The sequence below is a fragment of the Actinoplanes flavus genome (assembly GCF_017592555.1).
GTDB classification, from domain to species: domain Bacteria; phylum Actinomycetota; class Actinomycetes; order Mycobacteriales; family Micromonosporaceae; genus Actinoplanes; species Actinoplanes flavus.
Map to the genome: position 1 here is coordinate 20264 of NZ_JAGFNS010000027.1, position 17191 is coordinate 37454.

The following is a 17191-nucleotide window of genomic DNA, read 5'->3' on the forward strand; positions in this document are numbered from 1 at the left end:
GGGTGATTCGGGTGGGCGGCCGCGTGTAGTGGGTGGTGTCCGTGCGAGGCGGCCAACGCTTGCCGAGTTGGCTGAGACACAGGTGATGTCGAGCGAGGCGATCGCGGCACGCATCGCCGCGAGCCGAATGGGTGGCCAGGGCCAGGCCGGATCCTTCCCGGGGGCAGGCTCCGGAGTCCCCGCCGTGGGCCGGACGCGGCCCGGCGTTCCGGCCTCGGAAGGTCTGGCAGCGGTGCGGGAGCGTTCCGCTTCGGCGGCATCACGGCTGCTGAGTGCGACCGTCAATCTCGCGGCCCTCGGGTGGGCCGCACGGAAACGACCGGCCCTGAGCGTCACCTTTGCCGCCGCCGGGCTCGGGGCGGTCGTCGCCTCCGTGTTCAGCCTTGCGCCGGAGCGTGCGGAGTTCCGTCCACCGCCGGCCTCCGGCATGCGGGTTCCCACCACCGCGAAGGCCTCCGCCGGCTCCTCCCACGCCGGGATCGCCCCCTATGCGCCAACCTCTGCCGCGGCCGGCGATCAGGCCACACCCGGAACCCGGTCGGGCCGGGCCAGGAACGGCCGTTCATCGGCTCGCCCCTCGTCGAGCGGCAGCACACCGGCGAACTCTCTGGTGAGTGCCGACCCGGCGACACCGGCCCCGCGCGGCGGCAAGGCGCGGGACTTCGCCGGCCCGGCCGGCCCCGGAACCCCGGAGACCGCGTCGATCAGGCTGAGCCAGCCAAACGACGGCGGCACTGTCGGCGCCGGTACGTCGATCACCGGTAGCGCCGACCTTCCCGCCGATCACCAGATCTGGCTCTTGTGGCGGCAGGGAGCCGGCTCCTACCACGTCGGAGGCGCCTGCCGTGGTGGCCGGACCTTCACCTGCGATCCTCCAGGACTCGAAAATGGCGGCGACGACACCTTCCAGCTCACGGCTGTCATCGTCGATCCGGATACCGGGCGGACACTCCACGCCGGAGAGACCCGCGACTCCCTGCCGAGCCACCTCGCCCGTCACGACATCACGATCACCGTCCGCCGGGCCGCGGGGTAGCAGGGCCGCGTCGGCCGGCCGGGGGCCTCACCCGTCGAGGCTGTCCGGACAACGGCTGATCTTGTCCAGCGGGCTCTCAGTGCTGTCCCCGCGCCGTTGAGGCAGCACTGAGAGCCAGCCGATCGGTTCCGGCTGGCCATGGGTGCTGTCTCGAGCGCTTCGGGACAGCGCCCACGGCCAGCCGAGCAAGATCGACCACAGTGCACCGGCGCCTGAGAACGGACAGGTGGGGGGTCACGATGGCGGACGGTGATGGGGTCACAGTGGCGGACCGGTGGCGGGATTACGACTGCGGACCGTGATCAGGTAACGGTGGCGGACGGTGACGGGTTCACGGTCGTGGACCGGTGGCTGGATCACGACTGCGGACCGTGACCGGGTAACGGCGGCGGACGGGGACGGGTTCACGGTCGTGGACCGGTGGCGGGATCGCGGTGGCGGAAGGGATGGCGCGATCCGGGCGGCGCCCCCTTGACGCCGCCCGGATCACGTTCGCCTGTCGGGGAAGGGCGCGTCAGACGGCCACCTTCGCCAGCATCGGGCGGACCAGGCCGGCGAACTCCTCCGGCCGTTCGATCTGCGGCATGTGGCCGGTTTTCGCGAACATGTGCGACTGCGCGTGCGGGAACGCCGCCCGCGCGGCGGCCAGGTGGGCACTCGGCAGGATCAGGTCGCGGTCGCCCCAGACGATCATCGTGGGCTTGGCGTGACCGGCGACGCGTGGCAGCAGCTCGGCACGCCACGCCGCGGCGACACCGCGGAGACCACCGAGTTCCTTGGCGATCTCCAGGTAGACGGCGGCGAAGTCCGGCTGCCGGGCGATCCGGATGGCCATCTCGATGCGCTCGGGGGTGACCAGCGTGCGGTCCGCGAAGATCATCCGTTCCATCCGCGGAGCGGTGAGCCGGTCGATGCGGCGCAGCATCTGCCGGCCCAGCCCGGGTACGGCGAGCATGCGCAGCGCGACGGTCACCTCCTTGCCGAACCCGGCGCTGTTCACCAGGGTCAGCGTCGACACCCGCTCGGGCGCGCCGGCCAGCATGGTCATCGACACGGCGCCGCCGAGCGAGTTGCCCATCAGATGTACGGGACGGTTCTCGCCGAGTTCGTCGAGGGTGGCCCATACGCCGTCGGCGAGCACGCCGAGCGTTGTCGGCAACGGCATTCGTTGCGACAGGCCGAAGCCGGGCATGTCCAGACTGATCACCCGGTAGTCACCGTCGAGCAGCGGATGCTGCATCGCCCAGTCCTCCAGACTGCGGCCGATGCCGTGCAGCAGGACGACCGGGGGAGCGGCCGGATCCCCGCTCTCGTGAAAACGAATCCGGCTTCCGCGTACGTCCAGATGTCTCATCGCCGGACCACCGCTCTCGCCGGGCGTGCGCCGCGGGACACCGACGCCGCGGTCAGCGCGCGCACGATCCGCGCGTGACCGACCGGCAGAAGCCGGGCCAGCAGGTCCGGCGCCTTGGCGCTGGAGGCGATCAGCAACCGGGCCTTTCGCTTCGCGACGGCCCGCAGGATCTGCTCCGCGGCCTTGTCGGCGGGATAGCTGAGCAGCGCGGCGAAGACTTTGCGGTGGGGTTCGATCTCTTCTTCCGGTACGTGTGAGCCGACCAGCGCCGACTCCGCGATCCTGGTCCGGATGCCCCCGGGGTGGACCGTCGTGACGCCCACCCCGTTGTCGGCGAGCTCGCCGCGCAGCGACTCACTCAGTCCGCGCAGTGCGAACTTGCTGGCGCTGTAGGCGGCCTGTCCCGGCGGCGCGATCAATCCGAACAGACTGGACACGTTGACGAGATGTCCACCCGGTGTGGCAGTCAATGCGGGAATCAATGCGTGGATGAGAAGCATCGGCGCCCGGAAGTTGACGTTCATGACCTTCTCGAACTGCTCGACCGACACCTGGTCGAAGCGCCCGCCGAGCGCGATCCCGGCATTGTTGACCAGCAGGCCGATCGCCGGATGTTCGGTGAGCACGCGCTTCGCCACCGATTCGACCGCTGCCCGGTCGGAGAGGTCAGCGACGATCGTTTCCACCTGGAGAGCGGGATGGGCGCTCCGGATCCGCTCGGCCACCGGGTTGAGCCGGTCCTCGTCGACGTCGATCAGGACCAGGTCGCTGCCGCGGAACGCCAGGCCGTAGGCGAGTTGTTCGCCGATGCCGCTGGCCGCGCCGGTGAGCACGGCGGTGCGCCCGGCGAACCGGTACTCGGGGAGTCGGGTCATGTAACCACCTCTTCGGAGCGACGGACGGGTGCGGGGCGACGGGTGAAGACCATGTCGCGGGTGACGTCGGCACGCGGGGTGGTGACGACGTCACGCAGATAGTTCTGCCGGACCAGCCACGGATCGCGGTTTCCCTGGCGCGGGAACTTGTCGAGGGCGCGCTGCACGTATCCGGACGAGAGATCGAGCAGCGGGCGCCCGGTCCCGGTTGGGGCGGTCGGGGTCGCGCTGGCGTAGCCGTGCCGTTCCATGTGGTCGAGCAGTTTCAGCAGGTAGCGATGGGACAGGTCGGCGCGCAGGGTCCAGGACGCGTTGACGTAGCCGATGCAGTAGGCGAAGTTCGGCACCCCGCCGAGCATCAGCCCGCGGTAGGCGGCCGTCCCGCCGATCTCGACCGGGTCACCGTCGACGGAGAGCGCGATCCCGCCGACCGGCAGAAGGGACAGCCCGGTGGCCGAGACGACGACGTCGGCATCGACAACCGTTCCCGACTTGAGCCGGATGCCCTCGGGAACGAACGTCTCGATGTGGTCGGTCACCACCGAGGCACGGCCACTCGTGATCGACTGGTAGAGGTCACCGGCCGGGATCACGCACAGGCGCTGGTCCCACGGGTCGTAGTGCGGTTTGAAGTGCTCATCCACGTACCCCGGATTCTGGAGGAAGTGGATGGCGACGCGCCGCAGCGCGCGTCGCACGAGCTTGGGCCGCCGCCTCGCGAGTTGGTAGAAGCCTTGCGTGAGCAGGATGTTCTTGGCGCGTGCCACGCCGTTGGCCGCCTTCGGCGGCAGCAGGCGACGGGCCAGGTCGGCGATCACGTCCCGGTTCGGCAGGGGAGTGACGTACGTGGGAGAGCGCTGCACCATCGTGACGTGCGCCGCGTCGGCGGCCATGGCCGGAACCAGCGTGACGGCGGTCGCGCCGCTGCCGATGACCGCGACACGCTTGCCCCGGTAATCGAGATCCGGTGGCCAGAACTGTGGGTGCACGAGCTTCCCGGTGTAATCGCCGAGGCCCGGGAAGTCCGGCTGGTAGCCCTCGTCGTAGCGGTAATAGCCGGCGCATCCGTAGAGAAAGCCGCAGGTCAGGGCGGTCCCATCGGCGATGTGCACGGTCCAGCGGGCGTCCGCGGTGGACCACTCGGCACGCACCACGCGGGCGCCGAACCGGATGTGCCGGGTGATGCCGGCCTCCTCGGCGGTGTCCTCGATGTACTGGCGGATCTTGTCGCCGGAGGCGAGTGACTCGGGTTCTCGCCACGGGCGGAACGGGTAGCTGAGCGTGTACATGTCCGAGTCGGAGCGGACGCCCGGGTAGCGGAACAGGTCCCAGGTGCCGCCGATCGCGCCGCGCGCCTCGAGGATGGCGTAGGTGTCGTGCGGACGCTGCCGTTGCAGCCGCCAGGCGGCGCCGATGCCGGACAGGCCCGCGCCGATGATCAGGACGTCGAAGTGCTGCTCAGTGGGCATCCTGTGCCTTTCTCGGGTGCGGCGCGAACCACGGTGGAGTGCCGGTGCCGGAGATGCGGACGCCGCCCCAGGGATCCGGATCACTCAACTTCACCGTCGTCTCGGGCGAGCCGGGAACGATGATCGTCGCCGTCCGCAGGCCACCGCTGACCCGTTCGCGCAACAGATCGTCCGGTCCGGTGCGCCCGGCCCAGCGAAACCGGCCCTCCACCGGCTCGAAGTGGGCCGACATGCGCACCTCGACCGCGACCGTGCCGTGGTCGTCGATGCGTAACGTGGCCGGTCCGCGGTACTCCTCCTCGGCGGTGCTCACTGGTCTCCGGCCCACCCTCCGTGTGCGGCGAGCCCGCCGGGGATGTCGGCGGCCCGGCGGATGCCGGCGATGCCTCCCCAGAGGAACGTCGTCAGGTAATCGCTGAGCGCCTCCCGGCTGATCGGCTGCTGCTGGCGCAACCACCAGTCGCCGACCGCCTGCACGTAGCCGACCACCCCGTAGGCCCAGGGCAGCGCGGCGCCGGAGTCGAGGCCGCGGGCGCGCAGCCGGTCGCCGAAGATCCGGGCCAGGCCGCTGGCCACGGTGTCCATCACGTCGGCGACCACGTCGCGATGCCGGGCGATGTCCGGCTGATGCACGACGAACCGGTACAGGTTGAGGTCCGCCTCGATGTGCGCCAGATAGACGTCGATCGCGGCGCCCACGATCGCCCGTTCCTCGCGGACCGCCGCGACCGCCGGGACGATCGCCTCCAGGACCATGGCGCCGGCCTGCTGTCCGACGGCCAGCCACAGCTCCGACTTGTCGGCGAAGTAGCGGTAGAGGACCGGCTTGCTGACGCCGGCGTGGGCGGCGATGGCCTCCATGCCGACGTCGGGACCGTGCATCCGGATCGCTTCGATGGCGGCGGTGGTCAGCTCCGCCCGGCGCTGTTCACGATGACCGTCCCAGCGGCCGCGACGACCGTCGCCTCGATGGGCGCCTGTTGAGCCGCCCGTCGAGCCGGGATTGACTGGCGGAGTGACCGAGTTCATAGTACTAGAAGTAACTGTTACCGCCGGTAACGTCAAGTGCGTTGAGGCGATCGAATTGATCAAGTCGAGTCAGTCAACACGCCCAGTCAACACGCCCAGTCAACACGCCCGGTCAACGCGTTCAGTCAACGCGTTCAGTCAACACGGAGGACGGCATGACCACAGTGACTCCGCCCGATCGTGACCGCACCGCCACCCGGCTGCTCCGCTCCTCAGCCGAGCACTCGTACGACCCCGAGGTGGAGATCGACTGGGAGGCGCCGCTCGTACCCGGCAAGTATTTCGTGCCCCCGCATCGCTCCAGCCTCTACGGCACCCCGCTGTGGGAAGGCATGACCGAGGACCAGCGCATCGAGCTGACCAGGCACGAGGTCGCCAGCATCGCGGGACTCGGCGTCTGGTTCGAGACGATCCTCATGCAGTTGCTCATCCGCGAGTACTTCAAACAGGACCCGACCGCGCCGCACGCCCAGTACGCGCTCACCGAGATCGGCGACGAGTGCCGCCACTCGGTGATGTTCGGTCGCATGATCGCCCGCCTGGGAACCCCCCTTTACCAGCCCACCGGCGTCAACCAGTGGCTCGGCAAGTGGATCGCCCACACCGGAGTCGGCCCCCGCATGTACGCCGCCATCCTCATCGCCGAGGAGATCCTGGACACCCTGCAACGCGAGGCGATGAACGACGAGAACGTGCAGCCGCTGGTCCGGATGGTCTCCCGCATCCACGTCGTGGAGGAGGCCCGGCACGTCCGGTACGCCCGCGAGGAACTGGCCCGCCAGATCCGGTCCGCCGGCCGCGGCCGCCTCGCCTTCGACAAACTGGTCATCGGCCGGGCGGCCTACCTGACCGGGACACGGCTCGTCGACCCGCGTGTCTACCAGGCGGTCGGCCTCGACCCGGAGGAGGGCCGGCGGGCCGCACGCGCCAACCCGCACTTCCGCGAGACGATGCGGTGGGCGGGGGAGCGGGTGGTCGCCTTCCTGTCCGATCTCGACCTGATCGGTGGTCCGGGCACGGCGCTCTGGCACGCTTCGGGGCTTCTTCCGCGTACGGTGCGCGCGTAGCGATGCGGGGAGGGCTGACCCTCGTTCACCGCGAGCTTCTTCCGCGTACGGTGCGCGGGTAGCTCTTTCGTCGCTCCGTCCCGTGGCCACGCGAATGTGTGACTCCGAAGACGGCCGGTCCCGCGAAGGTGCGGTGGCGCCCGGCTCGGCCGCGGCCGATCCCGCCCAGGCGACCTGCGCGCCGGACGGGGCGCCGTCTGGTGATGCCGGTGGTGATTCGCGGGGGCCGGCCGGATCACCGGCTGCCCCTAATGTGGAGGCATGCGTGTCGCCGTGTTCAGCGCCAAGCCCTACGACAAGCGCTTCCTGACCGAGGCCAATCTGGAGGCCGGCCACGAGCTGGTCTTCCTGGAACCGCGGCTGTCACCGGACACGGCCTCCCTCGCCGGCGGGTGCGATGCGGTGTGCGCGTTCGTCAACGACGAGCTGAGCGCGCCGGTGCTGGAGCGGCTCGCCGCCATCGGGGTCCGGCTGGTCGCGTTGCGCTCGGCCGGCTACAACCACGTCGACCTGACGGCGGCGCGCAAGCAGGGCCTCACGGTCACCCGGGTGCCGGGCTATTCACCGTACGCGGTGGCCGAACACTGCGCAGGCCTGGTGCTCGCCCTCAACCGCCGGATCCATCGCGCCTACAACCGGGTGCGTGAACACAACTTCGCACTCAACGGCCTGCTCGGCTTCGACCTGCACGGCCGTACCGTCGGGGTGATCGGCACCGGGAAGATCGGCGTCCGCTTCGTCCGGATCATGGCCGGATTCGGGTGCCGGGTGCTGGCCTACGACCCGTATCCGGGCGACGAGGCGATCGCGGCCGGCGCCCGGTACGTGCCGCTCGAGACGCTGCTCGCCGAGTCGGACATCGTCACGTTGCACTGTCCGCTCACGCCCGAGACCTACCACCTGATCGACGAGCGACGGATCGCGCAGATGCGCGACGGCGTCATGTTGATCAACACGAGCCGGGGCGCGCTGATCGACACGGCCGCCGTGTTGCGGGCGCTGAGGACCGGCCGCATCGGACATCTCGGCCTCGACGTCTACGAGGAGGAGGCGGATCTCTTCTTCGAGGACCTCTCCGACGAGATGCCCGGCGACGACCTGTTCAGCCGCCTGGTCACCTTCCCGAACGTGCTCATCACCGGCCACCAGGCGTTCTTCACCGAGGACGCGCTGCGCAACATCGCTGCGAGCACGGTGGCGAGCCTGACCGCGTACGCCCGGGACGGCTCCACCGCCGCCATCGCACCCGACGCGCTCGTCTGCTGACGTTTTCGGCGCAAGCGGGCCGGAAGGCCCGCGGGAAGGGGACCTCCGCCCACCTCAGCGGCCCTAGTTGATCAATATCGTTGCTGGTGGAGATCGGGGGAGGTGGGTTCCATGAGTGAACTCGGCAGCGGCTGGCAAAACCTGTGGCTCGGTACGGCGACCGCGTGCACGGACCGCACGGTGGAGCCGGCCGGGCGGGCGAAGAACCGGGACGGTTCGATCAGCGTCACCGTCGGTTCCGCCGGACAACTGCTGGGCCTGGACCTGGACGACCGCGTCCGCGACCTGACCGGCCCCCAACTGGCCCGCGAGATCCTCATGGTGATGCGCTGCGCCCACGCCCATGCTGATTCCGGGCCGGTCCGGTAGCGGCCGGGACGCGAGTAACCAGTGGCTCTACCTCGAGATATCGCATCCGGAGACGTCGTGACCGTGCGCACGACCAGGGCCGCAGCCGGATTCCTTCGAGGCCGTGCGGCCCACCATCGCTGAGACCTGTTCCCGATAGGTGTACCGGAACGTCGAACAACGGGAATCCCTCAGGCGTGGGTCCATGGCGTGATACGCGCAGCCGCCCATGCACACCGGCAGTGCCGGGCATGACCGGCACTCCTCGTCGTCGAACGGTTCATAGGTGAGCCAGCGCAACAAGCGGTCACCGGCCCTCGGCCAGGTGAGCAGGTTCCCCACGACCTCGGCCGGATTGCCGACGGTCTCGGTGCACTTGTAGAGCTCGCCCCGGGAGCCGACGACCAGTTCGTTGTCGCGTACCGCGGTACAGGGCGCCCCGACCGGACCCGGCAGTCCCGGCATGTCGAAGCCGAACCGCTGCGCCGCCGCGAAGAACTCCCGCTCGATGGCCGCGAATGCCGCCCGGCCCAGGCAGGAGGTGCGGTAACCGGCGCTGGGCGCGGCCGGGTCGGCGGCAGGAGTCACCACCTGTGCAGGACCGACGGTGACTCGGCCGGCCAGACCCGCTCCGGCCAGCCGCGCCAGGAGTTCCTCGTATGCGTCGGCGTTCCCGGTGTCCAGGTTGACCCGGATCGATATCGGCAGCACGTCCGCAGCGGAGACGATGTTCGCCAGCACGACGTCGAACGTGCCCCGGCCTCCGGTGAGCGGGCGGCGGCGATCATGTATCTCGGAAGGCCCGTCCAGGGTGATGTGCGCCGCTGTCACGTCGTGGGCGCGCAGCTGTGCGGCGACCTCCGGTGTGAGCAGGTATCCGTTCGTCACGATGGCAGCGTGATAGCGGGCGCCGACGGTGGCGGCACGGCCGCGGAATCCGTCGGAGAGGCGCAGCAGCGCGTCCCGGCCCACGAGCGGCTCGCCGCCGTACCAGAGCACCGACAACTCACCGGCAGTGGTCAGCTTCTGATCGATGACCTGGAGGAGTCTGTCCTGAACCGGCTCATCCATGAGGGACGGGTGTTTGGCCTCGAAGCAGTACGGACAGCTGAAGTTGCAGCCCAGACTGGTGACCACGGTGAGGTGGAACCGGCCGTGGTTTCGCCGGGTCTCGGCGTACCGCCGGCGCAGCAGTGCGATCTCGTCCGCGTCGTCCGCGACGATCATTCGTCGGTCGGCGAGCGTCCGCACCAGCACGCCGTCGATGGGTGCCTGATCGTCGCCGGCGAGGAAGTCGGCGATCGGCTTCCGCTGGTCCGCCGGGACGCGCACCGTCGCCCCGGACACGCCGTTGTAGACGTGATGGACGGGACCGTCGGCCACCCAGATGTTGAATCGGGACTCGCGCACGTCAGGCCTGCGGCAGCACGATGTGCTCCCCGTCGAGCACGATGACCGAAGCGTCCTTCAGAATCGGGTTGATCACCCCGGGGCACGTGACCCACCAGCCGACGCGTTCCAGTGCGACACCCGCCCGGAGTAGTTCGTCGGCCCGGTTCTCTGCCAGCACCTGTTCCACCTGCGCGCGGATGTCGGCCGGGCTTCCCGCCTCCTCGGCCGGGGTGACGGAGCCGATCTCCCTCAGTTGGGCGGCGAGGTCGCTGACGGCGTGCCGGACGCCGTCAGGCAGTTGGCTGACCTGTTCACCGGTAAGGTGAATCAAGATGGACCCGCTGTCGGTTCCGTCCTCCGTACCCATCGAGTGCTCCTTTGCTGTTTCGGATATCTCGTACTTAAGCACGTAAAGTCTCGTATGACTGGCTTTTCGATCTCGATGCTGTTCGAGCGAGACCGCGAGCTCGCCGCCATCGCGGATCACCTCGCCGACTGTGCTCGCGGCCACGGCAGTGTGCTGCTCGTCGAAGCCGTAGCCGGACAGGGCAAGACCGCCGTCGTGGCGGCCGCGCTCGATCAAGCCACCTCGAGCGGTGTCCGGGTGCTGTCGGTGCGCGCCTGCCATCTCGAGGCCGCCACTCCCTTCGACCTGATGCGCCGACTGTTGGGTCCCCTGGTCGACGGCCTCGGCGGCCCCGACCGGCTGCGCGGCGCCGGCGCTTTCGCGCAGCCACTGTTCGTCCCCGGCGCGCCCCTCGTGCCCGGCGTCGACTATGGGTGTCAGGCGCTGCTGGCAGCACGCTCAGCCGACTCCCCGCTGCTCGTCGCCGTCGACGACGCGCACTGGGCCGACCCGGACTCGCTGCGGGTACTCGCCGACCTCGCCGAGGATCTCCGCGACGAGCCGATCATGCTGATGATCGCCGCCCGCCCCGGGGCGAGCCGCGTTGCGCAACCGCTGCTGGCCCGATTGGCCATCAGCGAGTCGTCCACCGTGCTCCGCTTGACGCCGCTGACCGAGTGCGGGGTGCACGCCGTCTTGCGTGCGGCCTTCCGGCAGGAACCCGATCCCGCTCTCACCCGGGTATGCGCTGACGCCAGCGGCGGCAACGCCTTCTATCTGCGGGAGATGATCCGCCCGCTGCTGGCCGCGGGAGCCGCCCCGGACTGCACGGCGAGCGGTCAGATCGAGAGCGACGGCCCGGCCTCGCTGGCTCGGACGGTACGGGTACGGCTGGCCGAACTCGGCACCGACGGCACCCGGCTCGCCTACGCGGCGGCCACCCTCGGCGACGAGGCGGCGCTCGAACACACCGCCGACGTCGCCGGGCTGACTCGCGACGCCGCCGGCTACGAGGCCGCCCGGCTGGTCGCGGCGGCGATTCTGGCGTCCGCCGAACCGGTCGTCTTTCCGCATCCGCTGGTCCGCGCCGCTGTGGAGCACACCGCCGAGCCGGGCGTGATCGCCGCCCTGCACGCCCGCGCCGTCGATGTTCTGCGCGCCGCCGGCGCCCCGGTGCGCCACCTCGTGCAGCATCTGCTGGAAGCGCCGCCGACCGCTTCCGCGCAGGTGTGCCGGCTCCTGCTGAGCGAGGCATGCAACGACCTCCAGGTGGGCTCTGCCGTCGTGGCCCACCGCCTGCTCAGACGTGCCCTGGCCGAACCGCCACCCGCCGAGCTGCGCCCGGTCGTACTGCTGGAACTGGCCAGGGCCGAGCGGGCCGTCGGCGACCTGCGGCCCGCTCGCGAGCACCTCACAACAGTGGTCGAGTCAGCGCCCCGGGCCCTGGCCGTCGCGGCGATCTGGGAACTGCTGGAGGTGCTGTTCGCTCTCGACGACCCGGCCGCGGTCGTGCTTCTGCACCGTACGGCCGTCGCCGCCGAGCCGTACGGGGACACCCCGGAGGAGGTCAGGCTGCGGGCACTGCTGCTGGGCCACGCCGCGACCGGCCTGCTCGCCGATCCGCCTCAACGGCTGGTCCAGCTGGAACTCGACCGGTTGCCGGTGCGGACGGCGGAGGACCGGCTACTGCTCGTCTGCGCCGCGGTGCACCGCCGGGCGGCGCGCGAGAGCCCGGCCGACGATCATGTCCGTCACCTGCGCCGCGCCGTCACGGATCTGGCGACCGACCGGCCGCTGACCGACCGGGAGGTGCTCGCCGCCCTGGAGGCGGCGGCCTATCTCGCAGCCGACGAGGCGATGGATGAGGCGGACGAGATCCTTCGGCAGTTGCAGCCGCACGTCGCCCGGCTCCGTGGGATGGCACCCGAGCTGCAAGCCGAGTGGAACAACCGCATCATCCTCAACGCCGTACGCCGCGGCCGGTTCGAGGAGGCGACCGCGCTGCTCGCCGGGGCGGACGACTTCGCCGAGCGCCACCACCTCGCCGTGTACACCAGCATGGGTCACTACGCCCGCGGGTGCATCGCCCTGGACCGGGGCGCCTACCCCGAAGCCGGCTCGCTGCTGCTTCGGGGCCCGCGCGGGCACGGTACCTTCGCCGCACTCGGCGAGCTGTTGTCCGGTCGGCCGGCCGCGGCGCTGGCCCTGCTGGCGGAAGCCGGCCACGCCGCCGAACCGGACGCACCGATCCACGACGCCGAGATCCTGTTCGAGCCGCACCTCGTCGCCAGCCACGCCTACAGCGCCCTGGACCAGCCGGTTCTCGCCCGAGCCGAGGCCGAGCGGGAACTCGCCGTACGCCGACTGCACGGGCCGCCGTTCAGATTGGCGCTCGCCCTGCGCCGGCGAGCGCGGTTCCTCCCCGCACGGGAAGCGCTCGCCTTGCACGCGGAGGCCGCCGAGGTCTGTGCCGTCACGGCCCGGCTACCGGTCCTGGCCCGCGTGAAGGCCGGACACGGTGCGGCACTGCGCCGCTGTTCCCGGCTGGTGGAGGCCCGTGCCGAGCTGAGCTCTGCCCTCGATCTGGCCGACCGGATGGGCCTCACCCGCCTTCGGGAACAGGTCACGCAGGAACTGCGACTGGCCGGCGGGCGGGTACGCCGTGCCCGTACCACCGGGGCGGAAGCCCTGACCGCCATGCAGCGCAAGGCCGCCGAGCTGGCCGCCCAGGGGCTGTCGAACCGGCAGATCGCCGACGAACTGTACTTGACGGTCAAAACCGTGGAATCGCACCTCAACGCGGCGTTCCGCAAGCTCGCGATCGCCGGCCGCGACGCGCTCCGCGACGCCCTCGACAGCTAACTTCGGGGTACCTACCCGGACGACGCGACACCCCCTGCGGGCCGACGCTCATATGGCAAACGAACCAACGTCGGAAGCCGGAGGGCGTCATGCGAACCCACCATCGATGGCTGGTCACGGCCCGCGCCGAGGCCCTTTTCGCGTCAACCGTGCCGACCGGCATGCTGCTCAGCCGTGCCCAGCTCGACGCCACGGTCGCCACGACGGTCCGGCGGCACGGCGGTGTCCGCCAATGCGCGGCCGCCATGGCGACGGAATTCGGCGACCACCCTGAGGCCGCAGTGCACCGCATGCGCTGGGCACTGCGCGCCGCCGCGCACCGGTGATCCAACTCTGTCGATCAAGAAAGCGACCGGAAATCGTCGACGACAGCGCTTTCTCAACTGGGAGGAATCAATGAACAACGCAACAATCCGGCGAATTCGCAACATCGCTGTGGCAGCCGCCTTCGCCGTCGGCGCGGTGGCCGCCGCCGGCAGTGCTCAGGCGCGGCCGGCGGACGTCACCGCCCGTGTGAGCCATTCAGCCGCGGAATGGAGCGGCGTTATCGGGCCGAACTCGACCAATCCCGGGCCGGGCTGGTTCTACTGGACGACTTACGAAAATCACACGCAGTGCCTGTTCGACGGGTTCCGGCGGGTCGCCCTGGGGCTTGCCAAGGGCGTCGTCTGTCCAGCGAGGTTCGACGGTCTCGGCTACGACCAGTGGCTGACCTATTAGGGGAAGGCAGGTGGTCGATCACCGATCCCGGCCGCGATCGGGACGGGTTGCGAACGTTGCCGTCACCACTCGAGGAGTGCCATGAGAATCAGACCCTTCAGGTGCTGTGCGTCAATCGGCGCCGCGGTGGCGGGACTGCTGCTGTGGCAGTGCCGGGTTCCTCCGCACCGGCCGTCCGGTCGAGGCCGGATGCGACGGCGAGCGCCGTAGCCGGATGGCGGTAGGGCAAACCGCGATCATCCGTCCGTTTCGACATTCATCACTGCAAAATGAGGAGAACCAATGAATCATCGGAAGCTGACCAGAAGGATCGTGGCCGGACTCGTTCTTGCGGCGTCCATGGCATTCACGGCCGGACCGGCGATGGCTGTTCCCGAATCGTCGGCCATTACCGCCAGTCGCTGGGTGGAACTCAGTGTCCACCCGGACTACCAGTTCTGCAATTTGGCCTACCAGATGGCAAAGGATCGCTACAGTTCGATGACGTGCATGTACGAGTTCTGGAGAGGCTCTTCGCCCTGGGTGCTCTACGCCTGGGTGTGATAGCCGAGCGGTAGTTGTGTGCGGGGTGGCCGGGCCTGATGTCCGGCCACCCCGCTCAACATGCCCGCCTCGCGCCGCCGTCCGACGGCCGGTACGAGGTGGTACGGGGATCGCTGACCGACCTCTGCGCCGTCACCGGGCATGCTCACCGGCGGACCGCCCAGGCGCCCGGCGCGCGCCAGCCCCGCCACAGGGCGAGCAGGCGGAAGCTGGAGACGAACACGGCCGCTCCGGCCGCGGCCGCCGGCAGCAGCCATCCGCTCTGGTAGGCGACGGCCACGATGATCGCCCCGATCGCGGACGGCACGGCGTACAACTCGCTCTTGGTTTGGAAGAGCTCCGGCGTCTGGCGGGCCAGCACGTCACGGAGCACCCCGCCGCCGACCGCCGTGGTGACGCCGAGGATGACGGCCTGGAGCATGCCGAGGCCGGCGTCGAGAGCCTTCACCGTGCCGGTCACGGTGTAGAGGCCGAGGCCACCGGCGTCGAAGATCAGCACGGCGATGCCGAGCCGGGCGACCTGTGGGTGGAAGAAGAAGGTGACGGCCGCGGCGACCAGCGGGATGACCAGATAGAGCGGATCCCGGAAGGCGGCCGGGGGATGGGCGCCGATGATGACGTCACGCAGGACGCCGCCGCCCAGAGCCGTCGTCTCGGCGAGCACCACGATGCCGACCACGTCGAAATCGCTGCGGATCGCCATCAGCGCCCCGGATGTCGCGAAGGCGAACAGGCCGACGAGTTCGAGCACGTAGATGGCGGTGTCCGGCGACATGACGGCAGCGTACGAGATTCGGTCCGTGATCTTGAAATTGCTCGCCGTAACCGTTCTGAGCTGCGGTGACGTAGATCCCACCGGGTGCGGAACGGTTTCGGCGAGGTTGCCGGTGTACCACCGGCGGCCGTACCGGCCGGCGCGCCCGACGGTCCGGCCGAACCGGACGGTCGGACGGTGGGCCGATCTCCCACGGTGTGCGAGATTGTCGCGGCGCCGCGCGCGGGAAACCGTGGCGCGCGGGTGGCAGCACGACGGAATCACGCGGCGACGCCGGAGAGAGGAAACGATGGACGACGCTCTGGTCGCCTACAACGCCGGGCGGGTGGACGGCGCGGCCGGGTACCGGGACCCGCAGGTCGCCGAGGATCCCGAGGTGGGCGCCGACTACCGGATCGGGCTGCTGGACGGGCGGATCGCGGCGTTCCACCTGATCGCGGAGGTGCGGCGGATCCTCGGGGCGCAGGGGTCGCTCTTCGATCGCCCGGACGATGTCACGGACTCATGATCAACTAGTCACACGGTTCTCAGTGGCCAAGTGAGTGGCCGTTATTCTCGCGGAAACATTCACTTGCCGGTCCCGAAACCAGGCCTTAGGACTCTTGCACCGGACGGCGGCACAGGATGGGGACCGGATGATCGAGGGCGCACTGGCCGGCTTCACCGTGGCGGTGACCGCGGAACGACGCCGGAGTGAGATGGCCGCGCTGCTGGAGCGGCGTGGGGCACGGGTGATCAGCGCACCCGCGATCACCATCATTCCACTGATCGACGACGAGGCACTGCACGCGGCGACGGCGGCCTGCATCGGCCTGGAACCGCACCTGGTGGTGGCCACCACCGGCTTCGGGTTCCGCGGCTGGCTGGAGGCGGCCGAGGGCTGGGGGCTCGCCGAGCGGCTCCGCGAGGTGCTGGGCCAGGCCCGGATCCTCGCCCGCGGGCCGAAACCGTGCGGGGCCATCCGCGCGGCCGGCCTCACCGAGGAGTGGGCGGCGAAGACCGAAGCCTCCGAGGAGGTGCTCGAACGGCTGCTCAGCGAAGGTGTGGCCGGCAAGCGGATCGTCGTGCAGGAGCACGGCGAGCCGCAGACCGAGTTCGTCAACGCGCTGCGTGCGGCCGGTGCGGCCGTCGTCGAGGTGCCGGTCTACCGGTGGGCGATGCCCTCCGACACGGCCCCGGTGCGACGGCTGGCCGAGCAGGTCGCGGCCGGGCAGGTCGACGCGGTGACGTTCACCAGCGCTCCGGCGGTCAAGGCGTTCCTGCAGGTCGCCGAGGAGGCCGGCGCCGACGTCGAGCAGGCGTTCGGCTGCCGCACCCTGGCGGCCTGCGTCGGCCCGGTCACGGCCGCGCCGCTGATCGAGCGCGGGGTTCCGGTGGTGATGCCCGAGCGCTACCGGCTGGGGGCGCTGATCAAGACGGTCACCGACGAGCTGCCGCGGCGCGCGGTCCGGCTTCCGGTCGCCGGATCAACCCTTGAGGTACGCGGACACGCCGTCCTCATCGACGGAGTTCCGCACGCGCTGGCTCCGGCGGCGATGGCGATCCTGTCGGCGCTGGCTCGTAAGCCCGGCGCCGTGGTGTCGAAGGATCAGCTGGCCGCGGCGCTACCCCGCGGCAACGACGGACATGCGGTCGATGTGGCGGTGGCGCGATTGCGGGCGGCGCTCGGCTCGGGCAAGCACATCGAGACGGTGATCAAGCGTGGTTACCGTCTTCGCGTCGACGAGGCGGCCTGACCACCCGATCAACCCGTCGATACGTCAACTCAAGCAAGTCGAGCAAGTCGAGCAAGTCGAGCAAGTCGAGCAAGTCGAGCAAGTCGAGCAAGTCGAGCAAGTCGTCAACTCATCAAGACGAACAACACGAGTAAGACGTCGAGTAGTGCCGAGTGCCGGACGTGACAGCCCGATGACCAGCCGGGGCCCGTCCGGTCAGCTCAACCCCGGCGACGAGGCCGGATCCCGATGAGCCCGATGTCCATGCCGGGCCACTAGGAAACCCGAGGTCGACGACACGATCGGCCGCACGCCCACCGCGATCAAGTGGGCGCGCGGCCGATCGATGGCCCGCACCCGGATCGGTTACTGGACGACCAGGGACGCTCCGGCC

Annotated in this window: 18 protein-coding genes; 10 read left to right on the forward strand and 8 right to left on the reverse strand. The window is 70.0% G+C overall.

The window, feature by feature from the left end; translation table 11 throughout:
• Nucleotides 1–85: 85 nt before the first annotated feature.
• Nucleotides 86–1036 (forward strand): hypothetical protein, encoded by a 951-nt coding sequence (locus J5X75_RS32520; RefSeq protein ID WP_208471443.1) that lies wholly within the window; start codon nt 86–88, stop codon nt 1034–1036.
• 514 nt (nt 1037–1550) lie between these two features.
• Here J5X75_RS32520 and J5X75_RS32525 read toward each other — a convergent pair.
• From J5X75_RS32525 to J5X75_RS32545, 5 genes are read right to left on the reverse strand one after another with little or no spacing between them, the layout of a single operon-like run.
• Nucleotides 1551–2390, reverse strand: a complete 840-nt coding sequence (locus tag J5X75_RS32525) for an alpha/beta fold hydrolase (protein ID WP_208471444.1) — start codon at nt 2388–2390, stop codon at nt 1551–1553.
• A complete protein-coding gene (locus tag J5X75_RS32530) occupies nt 2387–3265 on the reverse strand; it encodes an SDR family NAD(P)-dependent oxidoreductase (protein ID WP_208471445.1) in 879 nt (292 codons plus the stop codon). Before J5X75_RS32530 ends, J5X75_RS32525 begins: the two co-directional genes overlap by 4 nt.
• Nucleotides 3262–4734 (reverse strand): flavin-containing monooxygenase, encoded by a 1473-nt coding sequence (locus J5X75_RS32535; RefSeq protein WP_208471446.1) that lies wholly within the window; start codon nt 4732–4734, stop codon nt 3262–3264. The genes J5X75_RS32530 and J5X75_RS32535 overlap by 4 nt, the downstream gene beginning before the upstream one ends.
• Nucleotides 4724–5047 (reverse strand): DUF4873 domain-containing protein, encoded by a 324-nt coding sequence (locus tag J5X75_RS32540; protein WP_208471447.1) that lies wholly within the window; start codon nt 5045–5047, stop codon nt 4724–4726. Before J5X75_RS32540 ends, J5X75_RS32535 begins: the two co-directional genes overlap by 11 nt.
• Entirely contained in the window at nt 5044–5763 is a 720-nt protein-coding gene (locus J5X75_RS32545; protein WP_208471448.1) for a TetR/AcrR family transcriptional regulator, read from the reverse strand. Before J5X75_RS32545 ends, J5X75_RS32540 begins: the two co-directional genes overlap by 4 nt.
• Nucleotides 5764–5918: 155 nt before the next feature.
• On the opposite strand from J5X75_RS32545, the gene J5X75_RS32550 reads away from it, so the two are divergent.
• From J5X75_RS32550 to J5X75_RS32560, 3 genes are all read left to right on the forward strand, one after another.
• Nucleotides 5919–6830, forward strand: coding sequence for an AurF N-oxygenase family protein (locus J5X75_RS32550; protein WP_208471449.1), 912 nt, complete (start codon nt 5919–5921; stop codon nt 6828–6830).
• 261 nt (nt 6831–7091) lie between these two features.
• Complete coding sequence (locus tag J5X75_RS32555; protein WP_208471450.1) at nt 7092–8096, forward strand: 2-hydroxyacid dehydrogenase; 1005 nt, start codon at nt 7092–7094, stop codon at nt 8094–8096.
• A gap of 111 nt (nt 8097–8207) precedes the next feature.
• Nucleotides 8208–8465 carry a hypothetical protein gene (locus J5X75_RS32560; protein WP_208471451.1) on the forward strand — a complete coding sequence of 86 codons (258 nt, stop codon included), beginning with the start codon at nt 8208–8210 and terminating at the stop codon, nt 8463–8465.
• 27 nt (nt 8466–8492) lie between these two features.
• Here the strand turns inward: J5X75_RS32560 and J5X75_RS32565 are convergent, their stop codons facing one another.
• Together J5X75_RS32565 and J5X75_RS32570 are read right to left on the reverse strand one after the other, a co-directional pair.
• On the reverse strand, nt 8493–9854 hold the full coding sequence (locus tag J5X75_RS32565) for a radical SAM/SPASM domain-containing protein (protein ID WP_208471452.1): 1362 nt from the start codon (nt 9852–9854) through the stop codon (nt 8493–8495).
• Nucleotide 9855: 1 nt separating this feature from the next.
• Nucleotides 9856–10203, reverse strand: a complete 348-nt coding sequence (locus tag J5X75_RS32570; protein WP_208471453.1) for a hypothetical protein — start codon at nt 10201–10203, stop codon at nt 9856–9858.
• A gap of 75 nt (nt 10204–10278) precedes the next feature.
• Here J5X75_RS32570 and J5X75_RS32575 point away from each other — a divergent pair, with 75 nt between their 5' ends.
• The 4 genes from J5X75_RS32575 to J5X75_RS32590 all read left to right on the forward strand — a co-directional run bounded on the left by J5X75_RS32575 (nt 10279) and on the right by J5X75_RS32590 (nt 14307).
• Nucleotides 10279–13044, forward strand: coding sequence for an ATP-binding protein (locus J5X75_RS32575; RefSeq protein ID WP_208471454.1), 2766 nt, complete (start codon nt 10279–10281; stop codon nt 13042–13044).
• 89 nt (nt 13045–13133) lie between these two features.
• The gene (locus tag J5X75_RS32580; protein WP_208471455.1) at nt 13134–13370 is read left to right on the forward strand and encodes a hypothetical protein; all 237 of its coding nucleotides are present in this window, start codon (nt 13134–13136) and stop codon (nt 13368–13370) included.
• A 70-nt stretch (nt 13371–13440) separates the two neighbouring features.
• Nucleotides 13441–13764, forward strand: coding sequence for a hypothetical protein (locus J5X75_RS32585; RefSeq protein WP_208471456.1), 324 nt, complete (start codon nt 13441–13443; stop codon nt 13762–13764).
• A gap of 282 nt (nt 13765–14046) precedes the next feature.
• The gene (locus J5X75_RS32590) at nt 14047–14307 is read left to right on the forward strand and encodes a hypothetical protein (RefSeq protein WP_208471457.1); all 261 of its coding nucleotides are present in this window, start codon (nt 14047–14049) and stop codon (nt 14305–14307) included.
• Between the two features lie 145 nt (nt 14308–14452).
• Here J5X75_RS32590 and J5X75_RS32595 read toward each other — a convergent pair whose 3' ends face one another.
• Nucleotides 14453–15082 carry a trimeric intracellular cation channel family protein gene (locus tag J5X75_RS32595; protein ID WP_208471458.1) on the reverse strand — a complete coding sequence of 210 codons (630 nt, stop codon included), beginning with the start codon at nt 15080–15082 and terminating at the stop codon, nt 14453–14455.
• A gap of 289 nt (nt 15083–15371) precedes the next feature.
• Between J5X75_RS32595 and J5X75_RS32600 the strand changes: the two genes are divergently transcribed.
• Both J5X75_RS32600 and J5X75_RS32605 read left to right on the forward strand, forming a co-directional pair.
• Nucleotides 15372–15590 (forward strand): hypothetical protein, encoded by a 219-nt coding sequence (locus J5X75_RS32600; protein ID WP_208471459.1) that lies wholly within the window; start codon nt 15372–15374, stop codon nt 15588–15590.
• Between the two features lie 127 nt (nt 15591–15717).
• Nucleotides 15718–16818 (forward strand): uroporphyrinogen-III synthase, encoded by a 1101-nt coding sequence (locus J5X75_RS32605; RefSeq protein WP_208471460.1) that lies wholly within the window; start codon nt 15718–15720, stop codon nt 16816–16818.
• Nucleotides 16819–17191 lie beyond the last annotated feature (373 nt).

Coding starts and splice junctions, on each gene's coding strand:
- J5X75_RS32520 (WP_208471443.1), top strand. CDS start 86: ATGTCGAGCGAGGCGATCGCGGCACGCATCGCCGCGAGCCGAATGGGT.
- J5X75_RS32525 (WP_208471444.1), bottom strand. CDS start 2,390: ATGAGACATCTGGACGTACGCGGAAGCCGGATTCGTTTTCACGAGAGC.
- J5X75_RS32530 (WP_208471445.1), bottom strand. CDS start 3,265: ATGACCCGACTCCCCGAGTACCGGTTCGCCGGGCGCACCGCCGTGCTC.
- J5X75_RS32535 (WP_208471446.1), bottom strand. CDS start 4,734: ATGCCCACTGAGCAGCACTTCGACGTCCTGATCATCGGCGCGGGCCTG.
- J5X75_RS32545 (WP_208471448.1), bottom strand. CDS start 5,763: ATGAACTCGGTCACTCCGCCAGTCAATCCCGGCTCGACGGGCGGCTCA.
- J5X75_RS32550 (WP_208471449.1), top strand. CDS start 5,919: ATGACCACAGTGACTCCGCCCGATCGTGACCGCACCGCCACCCGGCTG.
- J5X75_RS32555 (WP_208471450.1), top strand. CDS start 7,092: ATGCGTGTCGCCGTGTTCAGCGCCAAGCCCTACGACAAGCGCTTCCTG.
- J5X75_RS32560 (WP_208471451.1), top strand. CDS start 8,208: ATGAGTGAACTCGGCAGCGGCTGGCAAAACCTGTGGCTCGGTACGGCG.
- J5X75_RS32570 (WP_208471453.1), bottom strand. CDS start 10,203: ATGGGTACGGAGGACGGAACCGACAGCGGGTCCATCTTGATTCACCTT.
- J5X75_RS32575 (WP_208471454.1), top strand. CDS start 10,279: ATGCTGTTCGAGCGAGACCGCGAGCTCGCCGCCATCGCGGATCACCTC.
- J5X75_RS32580 (WP_208471455.1), top strand. CDS start 13,134: ATGCGAACCCACCATCGATGGCTGGTCACGGCCCGCGCCGAGGCCCTT.
- J5X75_RS32585 (WP_208471456.1), top strand. CDS start 13,441: ATGAACAACGCAACAATCCGGCGAATTCGCAACATCGCTGTGGCAGCC.
- J5X75_RS32590 (WP_208471457.1), top strand. CDS start 14,047: ATGAATCATCGGAAGCTGACCAGAAGGATCGTGGCCGGACTCGTTCTT.
- J5X75_RS32595 (WP_208471458.1), bottom strand. CDS start 15,082: ATGTCGCCGGACACCGCCATCTACGTGCTCGAACTCGTCGGCCTGTTC.
- J5X75_RS32600 (WP_208471459.1), top strand. CDS start 15,372: ATGGACGACGCTCTGGTCGCCTACAACGCCGGGCGGGTGGACGGCGCG.
- J5X75_RS32605 (WP_208471460.1), top strand. CDS start 15,718: ATGATCGAGGGCGCACTGGCCGGCTTCACCGTGGCGGTGACCGCGGAA.